Source organism: Leadbettera azotonutricia ZAS-9, from assembly GCF_000214355.1.
Lineage (GTDB): Bacteria > Spirochaetota > Spirochaetia > Treponematales > Breznakiellaceae > Leadbettera > Leadbettera azotonutricia.
This window is the reverse complement of record NC_015577.1, coordinates 2,167,134-2,190,648: the sequence shown is the minus strand read 5'-3', so window position 1 is coordinate 2,190,648 and position 23,515 is coordinate 2,167,134. Positions and strand designations below refer to the sequence as shown.

The following is a 23,515-nucleotide window of genomic DNA, read 5'->3' as shown; positions in this document are numbered from 1 at the left end:
GGATTTTGGCATGAGCAAGGTATATTCATTCCCCAGGGGGGGCATCTCCTTTGATGATCCCACAGTGCCCTCCCGGAATTCTTCTGTCACCGCCTTCCTTCCGGGCCTTTCGGTCATACCCCTGGTGCAGCATGCAGGGGGCAGGGCTTATCCCATTGTCTCCATTGGGGAGAATGTGAAAGAGGGCATGCTTGTCGGCAGGGGCCAGGGCATGGGATCCGCCAACATACATGCCACAGTGCCCGGCAGGGTTATCAAAATGGTCTCATGGAAAATGGCTGATGGCAAAACCAACGACGCCCTGGTGATACGCATGGAAGGGAGCTTCGAAAAACTCGGCAAGAAAGAAGATGTCTACCCCTGGCAAGGGATGCTCCCTTACGACCTCCAGCGCATCATTGCAGAATTCGGGGTGGTGGAAATGGAGGGCCTGGGCCGCCCGGTTTCGGATATCATTGCATCCCTCAGGAACGAGAGCGAGTCCATCACCCTGGTGGTCCGCTGTGTCTTTGACGATCCCTGGCTCGCGGCCGATTATGTTCTCTGCAACGAACGCTTAAAGGCGGTTGTTGAGGGGAGCCGCATCATAGCCAGAACAGTCAGGGCCAGCCGCATTATCTATGCGGTTTCCCACCGCGAAAAAGAATTGGGGGAGCGTTTCCTTGCAGAAGCAGGGAATTGGGATCCTCCTTCGTTTTTGGCCCTGGTAGGGGATCGTTATCCCCAGCGGAACAGGCGCGAGCTTGAGCTGGTCCTTCGCAGCTATGGCAAGCAGGAAGGGCTGGAGCTTGGCTCGCTTTTTATACTTGGGCCCGCAACGCTCGCGGCTGTCCATGACGCGATCAAATTAAAGAAACCCATACTGGACAGGTATGTGGCTGTGGGGGGCTCGGCGGTCAAAAAACCCCAGGTGATGAAGGTGCGCATTGGCTCGCGCATCGGGGAGGTGTTTTCGCAGTGCGGGGGCTTCGTGGACAAGCCCATGCGCATAGCCTCGGGCAGCCCCCTGATTGGCAAGGCCGTTGCGGATCTCGACGAGCCTGTGGTAAAGACAAGCTATGCTATTTTTGCCATCCTCGAAGCCCAAAAGGCCCCCAGTCCTTCGGGGTGCTGTATTTCCTGCGGTGAATGCCGCAATGTCTGTCCTGTGGGGCTCGATCCGGAGGAGTTGTACAAGCGCACAAGGTCAAGCTCCGGGCTTAAGGAAAACCCCAGCCAGGATGTGCTCTCTTCCCGGGCGGCAGAGTGCCACGGCTGCGGCTGCTGCGAAGTGGTATGCCCTTCGCGGCTGCCCTTGAGCTCGGCTATTACTTCTTCAGCCCTCAGGGGGAATTGATGGCAGAAAGCACCAGCGCCTTATACGAAAAACTGCAATCCCAAAAGCCCCAGGTAAACCTTGCCCGCCCCACTGTGGGGCGCATGTGGCTGGTAAGCCTCTGCGCTTTTATGGCTGTGATACAGTCCAGCCTTTCGGATGGGTTTTTTTCATTGCTGATTGCCTTTTCTGCTGTGGCTGCCGCGCTGCTTGCCGAATTCCTCATACTCTACCAAAGCGGGAGGGCTTCGCAGCTAAAGAACGGAAGCGCCGTGGCCACTGCCCTGATCCTTGCGTTGCTTTTGCCAAATACTATTTCCCCGATTTACGCAATATTGGGGGCTGTCTTTGCAATTGCAGTGGTAAAGCACAGCTTCGGGGGCCTGGGGGCCAATTGGCTTAACCCCGCGGCCGGCGGCTGGCTTTTCATACGCCTTGCCTCGCCCGGGGCTTTTGGCAAAGCCCTGGAAGGCTCGCCCCTTTCGCTTTTGGCGGAGAGCCTTTCCCGGGGTTTTGCCAATCCCCAGGGTTCTCCTTTAGGCATACTGAAAATAGATTCCGGGGGTGTTTTTGCCCAGGCCAGCAATCTGGACACGGTTATCCGGTCTTTTTTCAATGACACGGTTTTTTCCCTTACCGGGGCTGAACTCCCCGGAGGCTATCTGGATCTCTTTGCGGCAGGGGCGCCGGGGATAATCGCGGACAGGGGTGTCCTTGCCCTCTTGGCCGGGACCATTATCATCACCGCGACCCAGGTTAACCGCGCCTGGATACCTGCGGTTTGGCTCGGGGTTTTTGCCTTTTTGGTGCGCCTTGCCGGCGCCTTTGTATTCGGGGGCGCATGGTGGGGAGGGGACATGATTTTTGCCCTTTCCACAGGGGGGGTGCTTCCTGTGGCTTTTATCCTGGCGGCAGATCCCGCAACGGCTGCCAAATCCAACTGGGGCATATTGGGGGCTTCCATCGCGGGGGCTTGTCTGGCCTTCTTCTTCAGGTTTTACGGGGGCGAAGCCTACGGCGCTATTTTTGCGGTCCTCGTGGTAAATGCCCTTCTCCCCATAGTCAGGGCCTTTGAAGCCAGGCATTTCTATGACAAACGGAGCGGCTCATGAGCGACCGCAAATCCCTCATACCCCAGCTCAAGGACACAGCCATATTTGTAGGCTGGGTAGCGGGGATCGTCCTGATTGCGGCCCTCTGCTGGTTTCTGACCCAAAATTTCAGGGCCCAGTTTCTCCTCCGTTCCGTGAACAGAGCCTTAAGCCAGGTTGAAGAATCCAAACGTTTTGGAGAACTTGACGAGCCTATACAATTCAAGGATCTGGATATTGAGACCCCCCGCATAGGCAGCTGGTTCAGCTTAAAAGGCAAAGAGGGGTATAAGGTCCTGGTTTTTTCCCTGATTGCGGAGGGGAATTTTCTGCCTTGCGCGGCAGTGGTCAATGCCAGCGGCAAGGTCGAGGATATAGTGCCCCTAAACAGCAATGCGGCAAAGTTCAGGCTGCCTTCGGGCACGCTGGATGTCTACAAACGCCGTATCGAGGGGGGCAAGGAATGAACCAGCGCATACAAAGCCCGGTATTCTGGGGCTCTTACAGCCCCCTTGGCACCCTGGTAGGGGCTGGCCTCCTGGTCATGGCTTCTTCGCGGCTTGCGTTCGCGGTTTTTTGTGCCGGAGCCCTGCTCTGGGTCTATTGCCTCAGCGCCCTGGCTTTTTTCGCGGCTAAAAGCATTATGCCGAAAAGAGGAAAAACCATTATACTTCTTTTCCTCCTGGGCCTTGTCTCCAGCATCTACGTACTCTTTGGGTTTCTTCTCAATCCGTTATTGACATTGTCAACCTGGTTTTTCCTGGTTTTAATACCCCCGATTTGCATAGGCTCAGGCATTTTTGAGGATTTGGAAGGTCTTGAACTGGACGAATCCATACCCCGGGTTTTTCTCGAAGCCCTCAGCCTGGCCCTGCTCATCATCGCTTTATCCCTAATTCGGGAGCCTTTGGGAATGGGAAGCCTCTCCTTCCCGGGCGGGCCAGGTGGGATTGTGGAATTCTTCAGCGCCGATAATGGGGAAGGGTTTTTCCCTATACGGATACTGTCTGTTTCTTCAGGGGGGCTTTTGCTTTTGGGCTATATGGTAGCCTTGTTCCGCCATTATAGGGAGGGCAAATGATGGTTCTTGCAGGGCTTGCGGTTTTTTCCGGCCTTTCCCTTAACCTTATATTCCAGTTCACCCTGGGCTGCAGGGGCATATCGGAGGCATCCAGACAGGGGAAGATACCCCTTTTTCAATCCGGGAGCCTTTTTGTGTCTGTTTTTATCCTCTGGATAGTCTGCCATTATATGCTCAGATCCCTTTCCGGCGGGTTTTTGGAATATTTCCTCCTTTTCCCCCTGACAAGCCTGGCCTGCATGGGGATCGAGGCAGTATGGGACAAAATTTACCCTAAAACGGAGAAGGTAAGGGTCTTTTCCGCCCTGACAGCCTATGACGGCCTGGCCCTGGCATCGCTTTTATTGACCAACCATCTGGCAGTGAGCATTCCGGAAGCGCTTTTGCTCTCCTTTTCCTTTTCCATGGGATGCCTGTTGGCCATGCTCATCCTGGGGGAGATACAGCGAAGATCCCTTTTGGAATGGGTTCCCCGCAGCTTGAGGGACAGCCCCCTGGCCATAATATCCATGGGCCTCCTCTCTATGATATTTGCCTCCGGAGCCTGGATATGTTTTGGGATTCTCGAAAACTTTTAGGAAGTATTTTCACATTATTGGCTATTTTCCCCCGCTATCCGCTGCTATCCGCTTTTCAGAATGGGGAATTTGGGCTAAAGTTGTAGGATACTTTGAGCCAAAATGAGTTTTAAGATACATATTGTTTTGGGGGTTCATGGCCATCTGCCCAATGGGAGTGGGGAAGATAAGTTTGAGGCCCTCTATAACGCTGAAATAAAGCCCCTCATCACAACCCTGTATACCTTTCCCAGGGTAAACATGGTCCTTCATTATTCGGGGGTATTGCTCTACTGGATTGAGCGGCGGCACCCTGAGCTGTTTATGATCCTCGAAGAGCTTTTGGCAAGGAAGCAGGCTGAATTGCTGGGGGGCGGCTTTTACGAGCCCATGATGCCCCTTTTGGCGCCTGCCGATAAGGTAGGCCAGATTGAAATGTTCACGACCTATTTGCGAAAGCAGTTCGGAAAGCGGCCCCAGGGCTGCTGGATTCCCCGGGGCTGCTGGGAACAGAACCTGGTAGGCCCTTTGACCGCCTGCGGCATGAGCTATACTTTTCTGGATGATCGGTATTTTGAAGCAGATCCGAAGGCGAAAGGCTTTGTGCAGCCCTGCATAACCGAAGATCAAGGCAAGCTTATCACGGTTTTCCCTGTTTCCTTTGGGCTGGGGAAGGGGCTTATCCAGGATGAAACGGCTTTTGAATCCCTGAGGACAGCCCTGTGGCCGGAGCAGGAGCGTCTGGTCACGGTATTCCTTGCCCAGGGCAACAACAGCGAAACAGGGTATCAGAAGTTTTTCGAATTCCTTTCCAGCCAGGATGCTGATATCGATTTTACCACCTCGGCCAAAATTCACAAGAGCCTCCGGTTTTCTGAAAAACGCTACTTTTCCGCGAATAGCCCCCGCCGGATCCTGGTGGATTGCCCTGTCGCCAATGGCCTTTATTCCAAAACAATCTATACCCATGGGGTGATTAATCAGCTCAGGGGGGACAAGGTGCGGAAGCGGACAGCCCTGGAAGAACTCTGGAAAGCCCAGGATAGCCATCTCTTTGATCACCCTCAAATTTCTTCGTCCCTGCGCAAGGCAGCGTACCAGGCCCTGTTGGAAGCTGAAAAGATAGCCAGGGAAAAGGGGAAGTTCACCCCTTCGCTTTCGATTTTTGATTACGACCTTGACGGGGAAGGGGAGTATCTCTTCCAGGACGACAAGCTCAATTGCTATATAAAGGCAGAGGGAGCCGGCATCTTCGAATTGGACTATCTCCCCAAAGCCTGGAATTACCTTGATGCTTTTTCGCCTCATTCGGGGGACAAAAAAGCCCGCCAGGCTTTTACCGATTTCCTTGCACCCCTGGGTACTGTCCCTGATGCCGGGAATATGCCCATGGCCCGCTGCTGCGGGGCGGAACTGTTCGAGGCTGCCGAGATCGACCGCCCCCGCAGGAAGGCTTTCTTCCATCTTCCCCCTGTGCCGGGCTGCCCCTTTGGCGCTATCGAGATTGATAAGTGTTGGCAGATTAAAAAGAATGTGCTTTCAGTGCGCTATGTCCTTAAAAACACAGGTTCCGAAAACGAGAGATTCATCTTTATCCCCAGGCTCGATCTTTCTTTCCCCAAGAATGACGAAGCTTTTCTGCGTATCTTTGCCGTCAGGGAAGGAGCAAAAGAGGCGTTGCAGCCGGGCGAAATTTTAAGGGATATGAACGGCCTGGAATTTGGGGATGTTGAAAATGAAACCATCCTTGCCCTGGAATCGAACCGCCATTTTGACGCCAGGGTTATCCATGAGTGGGAAGGCCCAGAATACCAGTTCACCACCATATTTCCCATGCTGTCCCTTTCCCTTGATCCGGGCAAATCATGGGAAGCGGATTTTTCCCTCAAGATTAATTCGTAGGCGGCAATTGACCTGAGCGCCTTAAGTCCTTCATAATAGCAGCACCATGAAACGCAGACTTATTACCTCAGCTTTGCCCTATGTGAACAATGTCCCCCACCTGGGGAACCTGATACAGGTTCTTTCCGCCGATGTCTTTGCCCGCTTTTGCAGGCTCAGGGGCTACGAGACCCTCTATGTTTGCGGCACCGACGAATACGGCACTGCCACCGAAACCAGGGCGGCCGAGGAGGGCATCAGCCCCCGGGAATTGTGCGACCGCTTTTGGGCCATCCACAATGATATTTACAGCTGGTTCCACATAGGTTTTGACAAATTCGGCCGTACCTCCACCCCCATACAGACAGAAGTGACCCAGGATATTTTTAAAAAGCTCGACGCCAGGGGCTATATTGTGGAACGCACCATAGAGCAGCTTTACTGCGCCTCCTGCAAACGCTTTTTGGCAGATCGCTATGTCCGGGGCGTGTGCCCCCATTGCGGTTCACCCAATGCCCGTGGGGATCAGTGCGAGGATTGCGGCAAGCTCCTGGAGCCGACAGAATTGAAAGACCCCCATTGCTCAAGCTGCGGCGCCACCCCCTCACTGGAAAAAACCAGACACCTCTATATCGATCTCCCCAAAATAAAAGACCGCCTGGAAGAATGGATTAAGACCGCTTCCGTTAAAGGATTCTGGGCAAACAATGCCGTCAGGATGACCGAAGCCTGGATCAGGGACGGCCTCCACGAGAGGGCCATCACCAGGGATCTTAAATGGGGCATACCTGTTCCCAAGGAAGGCTTTGAAAACAAAGTTTTCTACGTGTGGTTTGACGCGCCCATAGGGTACATCTCCATCACCGGCAACCTGGGGGATGAGCATACAGGGGACTGGAGAAAATTCCTTGACTACTGGTGGAAGAGCCCCGACGAAACGGAGCTTTTCCAGTTCATTGGCAAGGACAATATCCCTTTCCACACGGTGATATTCCCTTCGAGTCTTTTGGGTTCAGGAGATTCCTGGACTATGCTCCACCACATGTCCAGCACCGAATACCTCAATTACGAAAGCGGAAAATTTTCCAAGTCCCGGGGCATAGGCGTATTCGGTACTGATGTGATGGAAACAGGAATCCCTGCTGATGTATGGCGTTTTTACATTTTCTACAACCGCCCCGAAAAGTCCGACTCCCTCTTTACCTGGAAGGATTTCGGCGAAAAGGTGAACAGCGAACTCATAGGCAACCTGGGCAACCTGGTCAACCGCACACTCTCCTTTGTAACCCGCTATTATGGCGGAAAGATCCCGGTTGGCGCTGCCAGCTTGGGCGCTGCCGGTTCGGGCCCCTTCTGGGACAAGGTGAGGGAATACGAAAAAGACATCACCGAAAAACTCGACCGCGCCGACGAGCGCGATGCCTTCCGCGCGATTTTTGAGCTTTCTTCCTTTGCCAATAAAACCTTCCAGGACGCCGCGCCCTGGAAAAAACGCACCGAAGATCCCCCCTCGGCGGATGCCTTGATACGGGATCTTTCCTATGTGGTAAGGGACCTCGCAGTATTGATACAACCCTATATGCCCCAGGCAGCTGAGCAGATCGCGTCTTTCTTCGGCCTCAGTTTCGGAAAAGATCTGGTGTACAAGAAAACCCCCGCGGTCCTTTCCTGGGATAGCATAGGCAGACTCGAGGGCCTGGGCGAGGTAGTGAAGAGCGAAGTCCTCTTTGCTAAACTTGAAGACGACAGGATTGCGGAACTGCGGGACAGGTATTCGGGGAGCCAGAAGGAAAGGGCGGAAGCCAAGGCTGCTGTAAATGCCGAGCCTGCGCAATCGGCCGCATCTTCTACAGCCGCACAGGCAGCTCCCGAGGTTCCCTTGGAACCTGTGGATCTGCGTTTTGCCAAGACCATGGATCTCAGGGTTGCAAAAATCGTGAAGATCGAAAGGCACCCCAAGGCCGATAAGCTCTATATTGAAACCCTTGAGATAGCCGGTGCCGATGGCGCCCTGGAGGAACGGATCATCGTTTCGGGCCTTGTGCCCTTTTACAAAGAAGAAGAACTCTTAAACAAGCACATCATTGTTGCCTATAATCTTAAACCCGCAAAACTGCGGGGCATTGAAAGCAGGGGAATGCTCCTGGCGGCATCGGATCATAAGGGCCCGCCGAATGAGCAGGGCGAGGGCACTGAGCGTGTCGAAGTGCTTGACGCCGGGGATACGCCCACAGGAACCAGGGTTGCCCTCGATGGACTGGAAGCCCGGAACGTTCCTGAAGAAATCGACATTGATACCTTTTTCTCCATACCCATAGAGGTTAAGGATAATACCGTTGCAGTTGGCGGCAGGGCTTTTGCTTTGAACGGCAAGCCCGTGCGCACTGTTGCGATTTCCCAGGGTGAAGTGCATTAAATTGGCCCGGTATTTGGCAAATTGTACCAATGCAGGGCTTTCTCTCTGCGACAGCTCCGAATCCTTTTTGCAGTCCGGGTTTTGGGGAAGCTTCAAAGCCCGCTTCGGCTGGAATGCCCGCTCGTTCCTGATCGAGTGGAATTGCGAATCCGAAGAGGAAAGCCAGCCAGCATCCCCGGCAAAAGATTCCCGTACCGCTCCAAAGCCCTTGCTGGTGATACGCCGCCCTCTTGCCCTGGGGATCTCTTTCGCCTATGTGCCCTGGGGCCCCGAGCTTCCCCCGGGTTTTCCCCAGGATGACGAAGCCAGAAACCAGGCCTTGATTGAGCTTGCCAAAGCCCTAAAGCCCTTTCTCCCCAAGAACACTGCATTTGTGCGTTTTGATCCCCCCTGGTACAGCGAAGGGGCCTGCGCGCCTCCTCCTGATATTCGGCTTCCTTTTGTGCGGGCCGGGGCCGATGTGCAGCCCCCGGATACAGTGCTCATGGATCTGAACCAGTCCATGGAGTCCCTCATGGAGAACCTGAAATCCAAGTGGCGTTACAATGCCCGGCTTGCGCAAAAAAAAGGCGTTACTGTGCGCCAGGCCGATGAATCGGGCCTGGATGTTTTTTATTCGCTTCTTAGGCAGACAGCCAAGCGGGATGGCATTGTCATCCACGGCATAGACTATTACCGCACCCTTTTTTCCCAGTGCCGGGAATATCAGGCAAAAACAGACGGCCCCGGCCTGGACCTTCGCCTCTATGTGGCGGATCACGAAGGAGAAACCCTGGCAGCCATCGTGGTGCTTCACCGGGGGAAAAAAGCGGTCTATCTTTACGGCGCTTCCTCGGATCGAAAACGCAACCTCATGGCGCCTTATAGCCTTCAGCTCAAGGCTATGGAAGACGCCAAAGCAGCAGGCTGCGCGGAGTACGATCTTTTCGGCATACCTCCCAACGCGGACCCGGGCCACCCCATGGCAGGGCTCTACCGTTTCAAAACCGGTTTCGGCGGACGCATCATACACAGACCGGGAAGCTGGGACTTTGCCTACAGGCCCCTGTTTGCCGGAGCCTTCAGGGCTGCGGAGACTTTGCGCAAAGGCTGGAGGAGCCGCAGGAAAGGGCGAGGGGAAAAGGAAGCAAAACCCCAAGGAAACACTAATGGATAATATAATCTTTTACTTTACCGGAACGGGAAATTCTTTGAAAATTGCAAAAATAATTTCAAATAAAATCAATAAATGCGAAATTGTTCCAACAGGATCAAACACAGGAATTGTTATCAATAAAAAATATGAAAGCATAGGATTTATTTATCCGATTTATTTTTGGGGCATACCCAAAAATGTGAAAGCTTTTATTTCAAGCATGGTGATAAACAATAATGAAGACACTTATTTTTATGCGATTGCCACTTACGGTGGTTTTGCGGGCAACGGCCTGAAATTATTGAACAAAATGCTGTTCGATAAAAACATAAAACTAAAATACGGGAAAACGCTGAAAGTTTTTTCAAACTATATTATAAATTTTACTATGCCCGGTAAATTCAAAAAACTGCTGGAAAAATCCGAAAAGAAATTAATGCCAATTGTTGACTCAATAAAAAACAAACAGACAAATACTATTGGAAAAATGAGCAAAAGAATTAATCAATTTTATGAAAAATCAATAAACTCTTTGCATGATGAGGATAAAAATTACACCGTCCATAGCAGCTGTATCGGATGCGGTATTTGCAAAGAAGTTTGCCCGGTAAACAATATAGAAATAAAGGAAAACAGACCGGAATTTAAGCATACGTGCGAACAATGCATGGCATGCATTCAATATTGTCCGCAAAAGGCAATCAATTACAAAAACAAGACCCAGGGAAAAATGCGCTATACACATCCTGAAATAAATTATAAAGAATTGTCGGAATGCAATAAAGCAAAATATAAAGAATAAACCGATAACCCTGCGGCAAGCCGCGGGGTATTAACCCCCTCAGCACAAATAAACCCGCAAAAAACAGGCATTTTTGAATTCATCAGATAAGATGAGTTTAATTCGGTAAATTCATCAGATAAGATGAATAAACCGCAAGGTAATAGAGGTTTTGGAGATTAAAATTCATAAAACCCGTTTAAATAAAACTATCAGTGTGTTAAATATGCTAATAGATTGACAGTATGATATGCATGGCTTAAACTAATCCCCGGTTATGTCCTGCCTTACAGGTGGTCCATATATATCATTGGGGAAAGGACAGGAAAATGCCATGGACTACATGGACTTCTATCGGAGCGGCGAGGCGAATCTCGAAAAAAAGGATTATGACCGCGCCCTTGCCGATTTCAACCAGGCCATAACGCTTAACCCGAATTACGCTCCCGCTTTCTATGAACGTGGTTGTGTATATGGCATTAAAAATGATTGTTTCAGTTCCGTTGCCGATTTCATTCAAGCTTGCACAATAAAAATTGCCGGCTATAGGGAATACCGCGAGAGAAAAGCCAAAAGCATAAGCATAATGGTAGTTGGCGCGCTTCTCGGATTATCAATCGGAAAACCCTTGATTGGAGGGCGCCATGGAGCGGTCTTGGTGGTTTTTTTTGCAGGTTTTTTGGGTTCCTTCTGGACTCTTGCCAAATTTTTGCTTTTTGCCAAAGGCGAAGATGAAAGGGGAATGAATAAATGGCTTTTGCTTGCTGTTGCAATACTTATTTCGCCTGTCCTTTTGGTTTACAGGCTTATAAAAGGGATTATAAGGATAGTGAATACAAATGGCGATATAAAATTTGTTTCCCAAATGGCTGATGAAATCAAAGGCATAAATGACATTCATATACTAATTGAGAAAACGGACAAGCTTTTGGAATACTGCAATAACGTCGATAGAATTCTTGAAGCAGAAGATTCAAGCTTCTGGAATAGATACTGAGCGAAAGGATTTTGCGAGATCCTCGGGGCAAGCCCCGAGGTCTCTTGTTCTTAACAAAATGCTTGCAGTGCTAGAAAGAAAACTTGCCTGCCAGTTTGCCATTTACTCCAAGACGTTTGCCAAAGTAACCGCTCACGCTGAAGTCCAGGGAAAGTTTATTCAGGTTTCTGGGGGTAAAGCTCAAGCCGAGTTCTCCAAGGCCGGAGCCGCCCTTTATGGAGGACTGGTCAATATCGTACCCGCTGGTGCTGGCTGCTGATTCGCCTGATAACTCATATTCATAAGCAGCGGAAGCGAAGGGCTTAAACTGCTCGTTAATCGAATAGGAGAACCCTGCGCCGCCCCGCAGGCGGTGGGAATTGAGATCGTCGAAATCAATGGGATCCCCGGTGGTAAGGGTAAGGGATTCCGCGCCCTGACGGGTCCAGAAGTATTTCCCAAAGATATCCAGCTTCGCGCTGTCGTTGACGTTCCAGAGATACCCGGCGCCGGCATGGAGACCGAAGTACAGGGCGCCCGCTTCATAGCTTGCTTTCTGGTTTGTAACCACGTCTTGCAAGCTGGAGTTATAGGTATTGCCGGCCCATCCGATGCGGCCGGACAATTCGGCGTAAATATTTCCCGATTTAAAGGAAGTAAAATCGGATCTGCCGAATATTCCGCCCCCGACAAAATAGGTTTTTCCATCACCCTCAAAGGAAATTGCCGTGATCTCGTTTGCGGTGGAATATGAGCCCATTCCGTATTCGACCGCCGCCCCCAGGAGCAATTGACCAAAGCCGGCCTGTGTACCCCAGCCCACCCCGCTGAGGAGGTTAAAGCTGCCCATGTCCAGGGATGAACCGGTAGTGTACCGTGACCAGCCCCCGGAGGTCTGGACAATGGCCGAAAAGCCGCCCTTGTTATCCCGCAGGGTCTCTTTGATTCCCGCTCCGGCAATAAGATCGGCGCCCTGGTTCAGCAGGGCAAGGCTTCCCAGATAACCCTGGGTCAGCACCTTGGTCCGGGGGTCGGTTCCCACAGACGCCAGGATTCCCAGCAATTGGTTCCCCTTCGCAGCAATATCAAAGGAATAAAGCAGGGTGACTCCCCGCACGCCCGGAGCCGCTGTAGCGGCATTGGCAGTTTCCCCGGTAAGACTGTTGCTTTGTATAAGCACCACCGAATCGCCCCGTACCATAGGCGTATTGCCGCCGCCGAAAGTTACAGTAACAGTGGCATCGCTCACATCCGCGCTGTCCACATTAAGGATGGTAGCATTTGCTGTTGTGCCGACCGGCAGATAGAAGTTAAGGGTGCCGTTCTTGATGCTCAGGTCGCCGGAATATCCGGCATTGAGGCCATCAAGAGTAAGGGTTTTATTATCCAGCGTAAAATCGCTGCTATGGTTTATAAAGTCGGCGCCGCCATACAGGGTCAGTTCTGATGATTCAAGGGAACCGGTAAGTTCCAGGATTCCGGCCTTTACTACTGTAGGTCCCTCATAGGTGTTATTTCCTGTAAGGACAAGAGTACCGCCGCCGGATTGTATCAGGCTGCCTTCGCCGCTGATGATACCATCGTAGGTAATGCCGTCGGAACGGTTAAAAGCCAGGATTCCATCCTCTGCTATTTCAACCACATTGCTGGTGATGCTTCCTGTGGTACTACCGTTGCCGATTTGCAGGACGCCGCTTTCTATGGTGGTAGGGCCGCTGTAGTCGTTGTCCCCGGTAAGGACAAGAATTTCGCCGGTCTGGATCAGACTGCCTTCGCCGCTGATTTTGCCATCGTAGGTGATGATGACGGGGATTTCAGGCTCTGATTCGGATTTACCGTGGTTAAAGGCCAGGATTCCGCCAGTTGCTATTTCAACCACATCGCTGGTGATGCTTCCTGTTTCTCCGCCGTTGCCTATTTGCAGGACGCCGCTGGTTATAGTGGTAGGGCCTTTGTAGTCATTGTCCCCGGTAAGGACAAGAGTTTCGCCGGTCTGGATCAGACTGCCTGAGCCGCTGATTTTGCCATCGTAGATGATGGTAACGGGTGTTTCAGGCTCTGATTCGGATTTACCGTGGTTAAAGGCCAGGGTTCCGCCAGTAGCTATTTCAACATCGCCAATGATGCTTCCCTTATCCTCACCGTTGCCGATTTGCAGGACGCCGCTTTCTATGGTGGTAGGACCTTTGTAGTCGTTGTCCCCGGTAAGGACAAGAACATCCGTGCCTTCCTTAACGAGAGCGCCAGTACCGCTGATAGTGCCGCTAAAGACAATGGGAGAATTGGTATCATCGTGGTTAAAGGCAAGGACACCGTTATTGGTTACATCGCCTATGATGCTTCCTGTTTCCCTGCCGTTGCCTATTTGCAGGATGCCGCTTTCTATGGTTGTACCACCTTTGTAGGTATTGTCCCCGGTAAGGACAAGAACACCCCCGCCGATCTGGGTGAGGACGCCCTCGCCGGTGATGTCGCCCTGGAAGGTGATGTCATCTTTACGGTTAAAGGCAAGGACGCCGTTATCGGTTACATTGCCCGTGATACTCCCTGTTTCCCCACCGTTGCCTATCTGCAGGGTACCGTTGGTAATGGTTGTACCGCCTGAATAATCGTTGTCCCCGGTAAGAATCCCTATACCATCTCCGTCTTTTTCCACACTGCCCTCACCGAAAATGACTCCACTATACAAGTTTTCTTGGCTGGGATTGATAAACAAAGCTGATCCTTCGCTTACATCAATATCGGTTTCTATTTCTCCCTCCTGGCCGAACCTCAGAGTGCCGCCATTAATTATGTAACGGGTATACGTCAGATTGGCTTTGAGGATCAGAACACCATCGCCTTCCTTATAAAGAGTTCCCGTTCCATTAATTTTATTATTGAACTCTATAGTATTGCCATTGGTATCGAAGTGTCCGCCAAAACCGCCTATATCGTTCAGGATTCCGGATGCATCGGGATCAAGGGATCCTTCATTATCGGGATTATAAGACCAATTGCTTTTCCATCTGAGGCCGCCGCCGTTAAGGGTGATATTGCCGGCTCCGAAATTAAGCAGGCTGTCAAATTCGATATATCCGCCAGTAATGACAGTACCCCCGGAGTAAGTATTATCAGACCCGTTGAGTATCAGGATGCCGCCCAATTCAGTACTATCGCTGATCTTGGTAAGCGTACCGGAACCGGTGATAGCGCCGGAAAAATCGCCCGATACCACATCCAGGCTTTTTTCGCCCATGGTAACAGTGCCTTCGCCCTCCAAACTCTTAAGGGAAGTTTTATCGGTTATACCCGAAATATCAAACGTACTACTGCTTGCAACAAGGTTAAGGCCGCTGGAATCGGCGATGGAACCCGATCCAGTGAGGGAAAGGGAACCGCTTGAAACTGTGGTTGCGCCGGTATAGGTGTTAACTCCGGTCAGGGTCAATTTACCTGTTCCTTCCTGGGTCAGTGCGCCGCTTTCGCTGATAACACCGTTGTGACTAATATCGTCGGAACGGTTAAAGATAAGGGTTCCATTGTTGACAACCGAACCGCCAGTGACGATACTTCCTGTAGTTCCGCCATTGCCTATTTGCAAAGTACCGGCTGATATGGTTGTAAGACCAGTATAGGTGTTGGCGTTGGTCAGGGTCAGAGTTTGCGCGCCCAGTTTGGTCAGGCTGCCTCCGGCTCCGCGTATAATTCCCGCAAAGATGGCGTCGCTGGCCTCGTTCACAGAAAGGGTTTTGCCGCCGAGCAGTATTTGCGAGCTTCCCGCAGAGCTGCTCAAATTATTAATGGAAGCGCCGCTGCTGCTTACACCCGAAATGTCAAAGCTGCTGTTGGCAGCCAGATTGAGACCGTTGGAAGCCGCAATGGAACCATCGCCTGAAAGTTTCAGAGTACCGGCCGATATGGTGGTAAGACCAGTATAGGTGTTGGCATTGCTCAGGTTCAGAGTTTCAGCGCCCAGTTTGGTCAAGCTGCCTCCGGCGCCGCTTATAATCCCCGCAAAGTCGGCACTGCTGGCCTCGTTCACGGAAAGGGTTTTGCCGCCGAGCAGTATTTTGGAGCTTGCCTCAGAACTGCTCAAATTATTAATGGAAGCGCCGCTATTAACGCCCGAAATGTCAAAGCTGCTGTCGGCAGCCAGGACCACGCCGTTGGAATCGGCAATGGAACCGGTGCCCGAAAGTTTCAGGGTACCGGCTGATATAGCGGTCGTCCCGGTATAGGTGTTTTCGTTGGTCAGGGTCAGAGTTTGCGCGCCCAGTTTGGTCAGGCTGCCTCCGTCTCCGCTTATAATCCCCGCAAAGGCGCCGCTGCCGGCCTCGTTCACGGAAAGGGTTTTATCGCCGAGCAGTATTTTGGAGCTTGCCGAAGAGCTGCTCAAATTATTAATGGAAGCGCCGCTATTAACGCCCGAAATGTCAAAGGCGCTGTCGGCAGCCAGGGCCACGCCGGTGGAATCGGCAATGGAACCGATGCCTGAAAGTTTCAGGGTACCGGCTGATATAGCGGTCGTCCCGGTATAGGTGTTTTCGTTGGTCAGGGTCAGAGTTTGCGTGCCCAGTTTGGTCAGGCTGCCTCCGGCCCCTCTTATAATCCCCGCAAAGGATGTGCCGGAACCGGTCTCGGTTACGGAAAGGGTATTGCCGCCGAGCAATATTTGCGAGTTTGCATAGGCGCTGCTCAAATTATTAATGGAAGCGCCGCTATTAGCGTCCGAAATGTCAAAGCTGCTGTTTGCAGCCAGGGCCACGCCGGTGGAATCGGCAATGGAACCATCGCCTGAAAGTTTCAGTTTACCGGCTAATATGGCGGTAATACCAGTATAGGTGTTGGCATTGGTCAGTGTCAGAGTTTCTGCGCCCAGTTTGGTCAGGCTGCCTCCGGTTCCGCTTATAATCCCCTTGAATTCGGCGCCGATGGTCTCGTTCACAGAAAGGGTTTTGCCGCCGAGCAGTATTTTGGAGCTTACCGCAGAGCTGCTCAAATTATTAATGGAAGCGCTGCTGTCAACGCCGGAAATGTCAAAGCTGCTGTTTGCAGCCAGGGCCACGCCGGTGGAATCGGCAATGGAACCGATGCCTGAAAGTTTCAGGGTACCGGCCCCTATGGTGGTTATGCCAGAATATTCGTTTACATTGGTAAGCGTCAGAGTTTGCGCACCCAGTTTGGTCAGGCTGCCTCCGTCTCCGCTTATAATCCCTGCAAAGGTATCGCTGCTGGCCTCGTTCACGGAAAGGGTATTGCCGCCGAGCAGTATTTGCGAGTTTGCATATGCGCTGCTCAAATTCTTAATGGAAGCGCCGCCGCTGGTGGTAACATCGGCAATATCAAAGATGCTGCTGTTGGCAGCCAGATTGAGACCGGTGGAATTGGCAATGGAACCGGTGTCTGAAAGTTTCAGAGTACCGGCCCCTATGGTGGTTATGCCAGAATATTCGTTTATATTGGTCAGCGTCAGGGTTTCAGCGCCCAGTTTGGTCAGGCTGCCGGTCCCGCTTATAATCCCCGCAAAGGTATTGCTGCTGGCCTCGTTCACGGAAAGGGTATTGCCGCCGAGCAGTATTTGCGAGCTTCCCTCAGAGCTGCTTAAATTATTAATGGAAGCGCCGCCATTGGCGGTAACATCGGCAATATCAAAGATGCTGTCAGCAGCCAGGGTCACGCCGTTGGAAGCCGCAATGGAACCATCGCCAGAAAGTTTCAGAATACCGGCTGATATGGCAGTAAGGCCAGTATAAGTGTTGGCATTGGTCAGGGTCAGGGTTTCATCGCCTAGTTTGGTCAGGTTGCCTCCGTCTCCGCTTATAATCCCCGCAAAGATGGCGTCGCTGGCCTCGTTCACGGAAAGGGTTTTGTCGCCAAGCAGTATCTTGGAGCTTGTTGCAGAACTGCTCAAATTATTAATGGAAGCGCCGCCACTGGTGGTAACATGGGCAATGTCAAAGGTGCTGTCAGCAGCCAGGGCCACACCGGTGGAATCGGCAATGGAACCATCGCCTGAAAGTTTCAGGGTACCGGCCGATATGTTGGTAAGACCAGTATAGGTATTTTCGTTGGTCAGGGTCAGGGTTTCATCGCCCAGTTTGGTCAGGCTGCCTCCGGTTCCGCTTATCTTCCCTGCAAAGATGGCGCTGCTGGTCTCGGTCACGGAAAGGGTTTTGCCGCCGAGCAGTATTTGCGAGTTTACCGCTTCCGCAGAACTGCTCAAATTATTAATGGAAGCGCCGCCGCTGGTGGTAACACCCGAAATGTCAAAGGAGCTGTTGGCAGCCAGAGCCACGCCGGTGGACTTGTCAATGGAACCGCTGCCAAAAAGTTTCAGGGTACCGGCCGATATGGCGGTAAGGCCGGTATAGGTGTTGGCATTGGTCAGGGTCAAAGTTTCCGCTCCCAGTTTGGTAAGGCTGCCTCCGTCTCCGCTTATAATCCCCGCAAAGATGGCGTCGCTGGCCTCGTTCACGGAAAGGGTTTTGCCGCCGAGCAGTATTTTAGAGCTTACCTCAGAGCTGCTTAAATTATTAATGGAAGCGCTGCTGTCAATACCCGAAATGTCAAAGGAGCTGTTGGCAGCCAGGGACACGCCGGTGGACTTGTCAATGGAACCGCTGCCAAAAAGCTTCAGGGTACCGGCCGATATGGCGGTAAGGCCGGTATAGGTGTTGGCATTGGTCAGGGTCAAAGTTTCCGCGCCCAGTTTGGTCAGGCTGCCACCGGCCCCGCTTATAATTCCCTTAAATTCGGCGCCGATGGCCTCGGTCACGGAAAGGGTTTTGCCGCCGAGCAGTATTTTAGAGCTTACCTCAGAGCTGCTCAAACTATTAATGGAAGCGCTGCTGTCAACGCCCGAAATGTCAAAGGTGCTGTCGGCAGCCAGGGACACGCCGGTGGAATCGGCAATGGAACCGGCGACTGAAAGTTTCAGGGTACCGGCCGATATGGCGGTAAGACCGGTATAGGTGTTGTTGGCATTGGTCAGCGTTAGAGTTCCCTCGCCCAGTTTGGTCAGATTGCCTCCGTCTCCGTTTATTTTCCCCATAAAGGTGGCGCTGTTGATCTCGTTCACGGAAAGGGTTTTGTCGCCGAGCAGTATTTGCGAGTTTGCATACGCGCTGCTCAAATTTTTAATGGAAGCGCCACTGGGGGTAACTTCGGCAATGTTAAAGATGCTGCTATTGGCAGCCAGATTGAGACCGATGGACTCGGCAATGGAACCGATGCCTGAAAGTTTCAGGGTACCATCTGATATGGTGGTTGTGCCAGAATACTCGTTTATATTGGTCAGGGTCAGGGTTTCAGCGCCCAGTTTGGTCAGATTGCCTCCGACTCCGCTTATAATCCCCTTAAAGTCGGCGCCGATGGTCTCGTTCACGGAAAGGGTCTTGTAGCCAAGCAGTATCTTGGAGCTTGTTGCAGAACTGCTCAAATTTTTAATGGAAGCACTGCTGTCAACGCCCGAAATGTCAAAGGTGCTGTCGGCAGCCAGGGACACACCGGTGGACCCGGCAATGGAACCGATGCCTGAAAGTTTCAGGGTACCATCCGATATCTTGGTAAGACCAGTATAGGTGTTTTCGTTGGTCAGGGTCAGGGTTTCAGCGCCCAGTTTGGTCAGGCTGCCTCCTATTCCGCTTATCTTTCCCGCAAAGATGGCGCCACTGGCCTCGTTCACTGAAAGGGTTTTGCCGCCGAGCAGTATTTGCGAGTTTACCGCTTCCGCAGAACTGCTCAAATTATTAATGGAAGCGCCGCCGCTGGTGGTAACGCCCGAAATGTCAAAGGTGCTGTTGGCAGCCAGATCCACGCCGGTGGAATCGGTAATGGAACCATCGCCTGAAAGTTTCAGGGTACCGGCTGATATGGCGGTAAGACCGGTATAGGTGTTGTTGGCATTGGTCAGCGTTAGAGTTCCCTCGCCCAGTTTGGTCAGATTGCCTCCGTCTCCGCTTATTTTTCCCATAAAGGTGGCGCTGTTGATCTCGTTCACGGAAAGAGTTTTGTCGCCGAGCAGTATTTGCGAGTTTGCATACGCGCTGCTCAAATTTTTAATGGAAGCGCCGCCACTGGTGGTAACATCGGCAATGTCAAATTTGCTGCTGTTGGCAGCCAGATTGAGACCGATGGACTTGTCAATAGAACCATCGCCTGAAAGTTTCAGGGTACCATCTGATATGGTGGTTGTGCCAGAATACTCGTTTATATTGGTCAGGGTCAGGGTTTCAGCGCCCAGTTTGGTCAGTTTGCCTCCGACTCCGCTTATAATCCCCTTAAAGTCGGCGCCGATGGCCTCGTTCACGGAAAGGGTCTTGTCGCCAAGCAGTATCTTGGAACTTGTTGCAGAACTGCTCAAATTTTTAATGGAAGCGCTGCTGGTAACGCTTGCAATGTCAAAGGTGCTGTCGGCAGCCAGAGACACGCCGGTGGAATCGGCAATGGAACCGGCGACTGAAAGTTTCAGGGTACCGGCTAATATGGTAGTTGCTCCGGTATAGGTGTTGTTGGCATTGGTCAGCGTCAAAGTTTCCGCGCCCAGTTTGGTCAGGCTGCCTCCGATCCCGATTATCTTTCCCGCAAAGATGGCGCCACTGGCCTCGTTCACTGAAAGGGTTTTGCCGCCGAGCAGTATTTGCGAGTTTACCGCTTCCGCAGAACTGCTCAAATTATTAATGGAAGCGCCACTGGGGGTAACTTCGGCAATGTCAAATTTGCTGCTGTTGGCGGCCAGATTGAGACCGTTGGAAGCCGCAATGGAACCGATGCCTGAAAGTTTCAGGATACCATCCGATATGGTGGTTATACCAGAATATCCGTTTATATTGGTCAGCTTCAGAGTTCCCACGCCCAGTTTGGTCAGGGTTCCGCTTCCGCTTATAGCGCTGTCGCCTTTCGCTCCGCCCAAGCCGTATTCCAGATCATTACCATGGTCAAAAATCAGAGCGGCATCGTTGCGTATGTTTCCGTATAAGTTCCCAGTCTCGGTGTGATTGCCGAATTGCAGTGTACCGGCCTCAATGGTTGCCCCTCCCTTCAAGTCAGTATCACCGTAGAGGGTCAGTTTGCCGGCCCCCGACTTGGTCAGGCTGCCTCCATCTGGAAGAGTACCGGTACTATCAATCGCCCCGGCGTAAACGCCCAGGTCACCTACCAACCTGCTTATGGTAAGATTATTGTTGCCTAGCTCTACAAGGGTAGAACCAGATGTACTGTTCAGAGCCTGAATGGTGGTAGAATTGGTGATATCTTTAATGTCAAAGACGCCGTGATCCTCCAGAGTTAAGCCGCTGGAAGCAGCTATGGAACCGCCGCCGGTCAGGAACAGAGTGCTGACATTCTCTGCCGCTTCTCCCTTTACTGTGGTAAGCCCCTCATATTCATTAATAACAGTAAAGGTAAGGCTGCCCTCGCCCATCTTGGTAACAGCGCCGGAGCCGGTAAGGGCTTTTGCAAAGGGCAGTATGGTGTTGCCGTTGGTGTTAAAGGTTCCACCGATTAAATCGCTTCCAACGACGGTGATCTCCCTTTCGGATATGTCATAATTGTAGTTCGCGCCCCAAAGGAGCCCTCCGCCGTTGAGGGTAATAGTACCCAGTCCTAAATTATTGGGCCGATCCTTGTTGTCCTTGTCCCTGTCGGCGTCACTAAATTGGATAAAACTACCCTTGGTACTATCACCCTTAATAAGGGTTCCCCCGGAATAGGTATTAAGCCCGGTAAGGACGAGGGTCCCCCCGCCGTCTTTGGTAATGCCGGTGTCGAAGGAGGTTCCGCCCCCTGTCAGGGGAGTACTCAGGGTGATGGGTAAATTATTATTGGTATGAAAGGTACCGCCGTTAATACCGATAGCGCCGTTGAGTGCACTGGATATATCGTCGCCGTTGTAACTGCTTGCCCATTGGAGGCCGCCGCCATTAAGGATAATCTTGTCTTGCAATAGGGTGGTAGTACCAAAATTAGCCGGATCACTGAAGTTGATAAGACCCTTCAGAATTTCGGTGCCGCCGGTATAGAAGCTGGTACCGGTAAGAGTCAGGAGAGCGGTACCGGTTTTGGTAAGCCCTCCAATGCCGGAAATAGCTCCGCCATAGCTGCCGCCGCCGTCCGCTATCGGAGTACCACCGATCACTGCCGGATCATGACCCACGATAATTCTATTGCTGCTATCCATGACATCACCTAAAAACAAGGCGCCAGCCCCGGACAGGGACTTGACCCGAACCTCGGTCGCATCGAACTCGCCAATGCCCGAAATGTCCAGGGTACCGGCGAGCAGGTTAAGGCCCAGGGTATCGGCAATGGCGCCGCTGCCGCTGAACGAAAGAGTCCCGGTGCCGGCCTTGGTGATAACATAATAATTGAGGTTAGTGTTAAGAGTACCAGGACCGGTAATGGGCTTGGCAAAGTTTACATTGATGTCAGTATTGAAGGTCCCGCCACTTTGACCGATGGCGTTCAATCTGCCGGAGATATCATAGTTGTTGCTGTCCCAACGAAGGCCGCCGCCGTTAAGGGTAATATTACCCAGTCCTAGGTTATTGGCGTCAGAGCCGGTACCCCAATCGGCGTTAGTAAATTGGATTAAACCGCCGTTGATGGTGGTTCCCCCGTTATAGCGGTTAGCCCCCGAAAGGATAAGGGTTCCGCCGCCGGTTTTGGTAATGCCCTTGGAGCCACCCCCCGACAGGACGGTGGCAAGAGTTATGGGGCCATTATTATTGGTGTCAAAGGTTCCGCCCTCAGTGCCGATAACGCCGTAGAGCTTATCGGATATATTAGTGGTATTGCCGGTTGCCCATTGGAGGCCGCCGCCGTTGAGGGTAATATTGTGATCATAAGCTGGTGAGGTGGTATCCCCAAAATTGCCAATATTGGCGAAATTAATAAGGCCGCCTGTAATAGTAGTTCCCCCGCCATAGGTATTAGCCCCAGTCAAAGTGAGGATGCCCGTACCCTGTTTGGTCAGGGTTCCGGTTCCACTGATTACCTTACCGTAATCGACGGTACCGGAACGGTTGAAGATCAGGGCGCCATTGTTGATAATGCCGCTGCTATTGGCTATGCTTCCGGTATCACCGGCACCGGAAACGCCATTGCCTATCTGCAAAGTACCGCCGGCTGAAATAATGGTTCCTCCGGTATAGGTGTTAGCCCCCGTAAGGATAAGAGTTCCGCTGCCGTCTTTGGTAATACCGCCTGTGCCGGTAAGGGCAGTTCCAAGGGTTACGTTATTTCCGTTGGTGTCAAAGGTTGCCCCGCCTGAGCCGATGGCGTTCAATCTGCCGGATAAATCATATGTGTTGCTGTCCCATCGAAGGCCGCCGCCGTTAAGGGTAATCTTACCCAGTCCTAAGTTATTGGCGTCGGTATTGCCGACGCCCCTATTGGCGTTAGTAAATTGGATTAGACCGTCGGTGATGGTGGTGACCCCAGCATAGTTGTTAGACCCGGTCAGTATCAGTGTCCCTGATCCCGCCTGGGTCAAAGCGCCGCTTCCACTGATAACACCACTATGGGTAACCGTAGCGTTGCGGTTAAAGATCAGGGTACCACTATTGTCAATCAAACCGGCATTTGCAATGCTTCCGGTAGTACCATTGCCTATTTGCAGGGTTGCTCCGGTGCCTATAGTGGTTCCCCCGGTATAGTTGTTATTACCGGTAAGGATGGTAGTCCCCGCAGTTTGTACAAGCTTCAGGCTGCCATTGATAGCATTGCTAAAGGTTAAACCGGTACTGTTGAACTGTAGGGTACCACCTGTGCCGGAAAACTCCGTGCTGCCGTCTAAAGTGCTGCCGCTTACTGCTACCGCAGTGCTGCCGGCTGCGGCGCCGATATTGATTACACCCGAGCTGTCAGTAGTAACCGTACCAGCCAAAAGGCTGCCGCCGGTAAGAGTAAAACTGCCCCCGTTAACCGCAATTCCGCTGCCGCCAACGTTTAGGTTGCCGCCGGTAAGGGTAAGGCTACCCCCATTAACCGCAACCCCGCCATTGCCAACGATCAAGCTGCTACCTAAGACCGTTAAGCCGCCGCCAACGGTAACAGTCTGAGCCGTCCCGTCGGAGCTGGAAACCACTGCACTGCCACCGCTACCGATTGCGGCGCTATCACCACTCTCCGGAGGGCCGACATGTTCTGGAGGCTCCTCATCACCCACCCTCCAGTTTCCGGAGGTGCTCCAATTGCTGCCGGGGCTTCCGTTCCACACATAGGCATACTCGTCCGCATAGACCGGAAGCACTCCGGCGGGACTAATCATCAAGAGGATCAATAAAAATGCCCAGAAACGAC

General features: G+C 52.2%; 11 protein-coding genes and 1 pseudogene. 11 read left to right on the top strand and 1 reads right to left on the bottom strand.

The genetic code is table 11. The annotated features are described in order from the left end of the window. The first annotated feature begins 10 nt into the window (after nucleotides 1-10). The 11 genes and pseudogenes from TREAZ_RS09590 (at nucleotide 11) to TREAZ_RS18450 (ending at nucleotide 11,254) form a co-directional block, all read left to right on the top strand. Nucleotides 11-1,336 carry an SLBB domain-containing protein gene (locus TREAZ_RS09590; protein WP_015711642.1) on the top strand — a complete coding sequence of 442 codons (1,326 nt, stop codon included), beginning with the start codon at nucleotides 11-13 and terminating at the stop codon, nucleotides 1,334-1,336. Beyond that, the gene (locus TREAZ_RS09585) at nucleotides 1,336-2,427 is read left to right on the top strand and encodes an RnfABCDGE type electron transport complex subunit D (RefSeq protein WP_015711641.1); all 1,092 of its coding nucleotides are present in this window, start codon (nucleotides 1,336-1,338) and stop codon (nucleotides 2,425-2,427) included. The genes TREAZ_RS09590 and TREAZ_RS09585 overlap by 1 nt, the downstream gene beginning before the upstream one ends. Further along, on the top strand, nucleotides 2,424-2,873 hold the full coding sequence (locus TREAZ_RS09580; RefSeq protein ID WP_015711640.1) for a hypothetical protein: 450 nt from the start codon (nucleotides 2,424-2,426) through the stop codon (nucleotides 2,871-2,873). The genes TREAZ_RS09585 and TREAZ_RS09580 overlap by 4 nt, the downstream gene beginning before the upstream one ends. Then, nucleotides 2,870-3,487, top strand: a complete 618-nt coding sequence (locus tag TREAZ_RS09575) for a hypothetical protein (protein ID WP_015711639.1) — start codon at nucleotides 2,870-2,872, stop codon at nucleotides 3,485-3,487. The genes TREAZ_RS09580 and TREAZ_RS09575 overlap by 4 nt, the downstream gene beginning before the upstream one ends. Then, on the top strand, nucleotides 3,484-4,065 hold the full coding sequence (locus TREAZ_RS09570; RefSeq protein WP_015711638.1) for a hypothetical protein: 582 nt from the start codon (nucleotides 3,484-3,486) through the stop codon (nucleotides 4,063-4,065). Before TREAZ_RS09575 ends, TREAZ_RS09570 begins: the two co-directional genes overlap by 4 nt. Before the next feature lie 102 nt (nucleotides 4,066-4,167). Beyond that, the gene (locus tag TREAZ_RS09565) at nucleotides 4,168-5,946 is read left to right on the top strand and encodes a DUF1926 domain-containing protein (protein ID WP_015711636.1); all 1,779 of its coding nucleotides are present in this window, start codon (nucleotides 4,168-4,170) and stop codon (nucleotides 5,944-5,946) included. A 46-nt stretch (nucleotides 5,947-5,992) separates the two neighbouring features. Next, nucleotides 5,993-8,341 (top strand): methionine--tRNA ligase, encoded by a 2,349-nt coding sequence (metG, locus tag TREAZ_RS09560; RefSeq protein ID WP_015711635.1) that lies wholly within the window; start codon nucleotides 5,993-5,995, stop codon nucleotides 8,339-8,341. Nucleotides 8,342-8,354: 13 nt separating this feature from the next. After that, nucleotides 8,355-9,497 carry a lipid II:glycine glycyltransferase FemX gene (locus TREAZ_RS09555; RefSeq protein WP_043923433.1) on the top strand — a complete coding sequence of 381 codons (1,143 nt, stop codon included), beginning with the start codon at nucleotides 8,355-8,357 and terminating at the stop codon, nucleotides 9,495-9,497. Continuing rightward, nucleotides 9,490-10,278 carry an EFR1 family ferrodoxin gene (locus TREAZ_RS09550; RefSeq protein WP_015711633.1) on the top strand — a complete coding sequence of 263 codons (789 nt, stop codon included), beginning with the start codon at nucleotides 9,490-9,492 and terminating at the stop codon, nucleotides 10,276-10,278. The genes TREAZ_RS09555 and TREAZ_RS09550 overlap by 8 nt, the downstream gene beginning before the upstream one ends. A gap of 256 nt (nucleotides 10,279-10,534) precedes the next feature. Beyond that, nucleotides 10,535-10,681, top strand: a pseudogene (locus tag TREAZ_RS18760) (hypothetical protein); the annotation flags it as partial. Nucleotides 10,682-10,912: 231 nt separating this feature from the next. Then, complete coding sequence (locus TREAZ_RS18450) at nucleotides 10,913-11,254, top strand: hypothetical protein (protein WP_245535011.1); 342 nt, start codon at nucleotides 10,913-10,915, stop codon at nucleotides 11,252-11,254. A gap of 70 nt (nucleotides 11,255-11,324) precedes the next feature. Here TREAZ_RS18450 and TREAZ_RS18075 read toward each other — a convergent pair whose 3' ends face one another. Continuing rightward, on the bottom strand, nucleotides 11,325-23,483 hold the full coding sequence (locus TREAZ_RS18075; protein WP_245535120.1) for a beta strand repeat-containing protein: 12,159 nt from the start codon (nucleotides 23,481-23,483) through the stop codon (nucleotides 11,325-11,327). Nucleotides 23,484-23,515 lie beyond the last annotated feature (32 nt).

Bases quoted from the DNA above. Each gene is read 5' to 3' on its own strand.
- TREAZ_RS09590 (WP_015711642.1), top strand. From the start codon at position 11: ATGAGCAAGGTATATTCATTCCCCAGGGGGGGCATCTCCTTTGATGAT.
- TREAZ_RS09585 (WP_015711641.1), top strand. From the start codon at position 1,336: ATGGCAGAAAGCACCAGCGCCTTATACGAAAAACTGCAATCCCAAAAG.
- TREAZ_RS09580 (WP_015711640.1), top strand. From the start codon at position 2,424: ATGAGCGACCGCAAATCCCTCATACCCCAGCTCAAGGACACAGCCATA.
- TREAZ_RS09575 (WP_015711639.1), top strand. From the start codon at position 2,870: ATGAACCAGCGCATACAAAGCCCGGTATTCTGGGGCTCTTACAGCCCC.
- TREAZ_RS09570 (WP_015711638.1), top strand. From the start codon at position 3,484: ATGATGGTTCTTGCAGGGCTTGCGGTTTTTTCCGGCCTTTCCCTTAAC.
- TREAZ_RS09565 (WP_015711636.1), top strand. From the start codon at position 4,168: ATGAGTTTTAAGATACATATTGTTTTGGGGGTTCATGGCCATCTGCCC.
- metG (WP_015711635.1), top strand. From the start codon at position 5,993: ATGAAACGCAGACTTATTACCTCAGCTTTGCCCTATGTGAACAATGTC.
- TREAZ_RS09550 (WP_015711633.1), top strand. From the start codon at position 9,490: ATGGATAATATAATCTTTTACTTTACCGGAACGGGAAATTCTTTGAAA.
- TREAZ_RS18075 (WP_245535120.1), bottom strand. From the start codon at position 23,483: ATGATTAGTCCCGCCGGAGTGCTTCCGGTCTATGCGGACGAGTATGCC.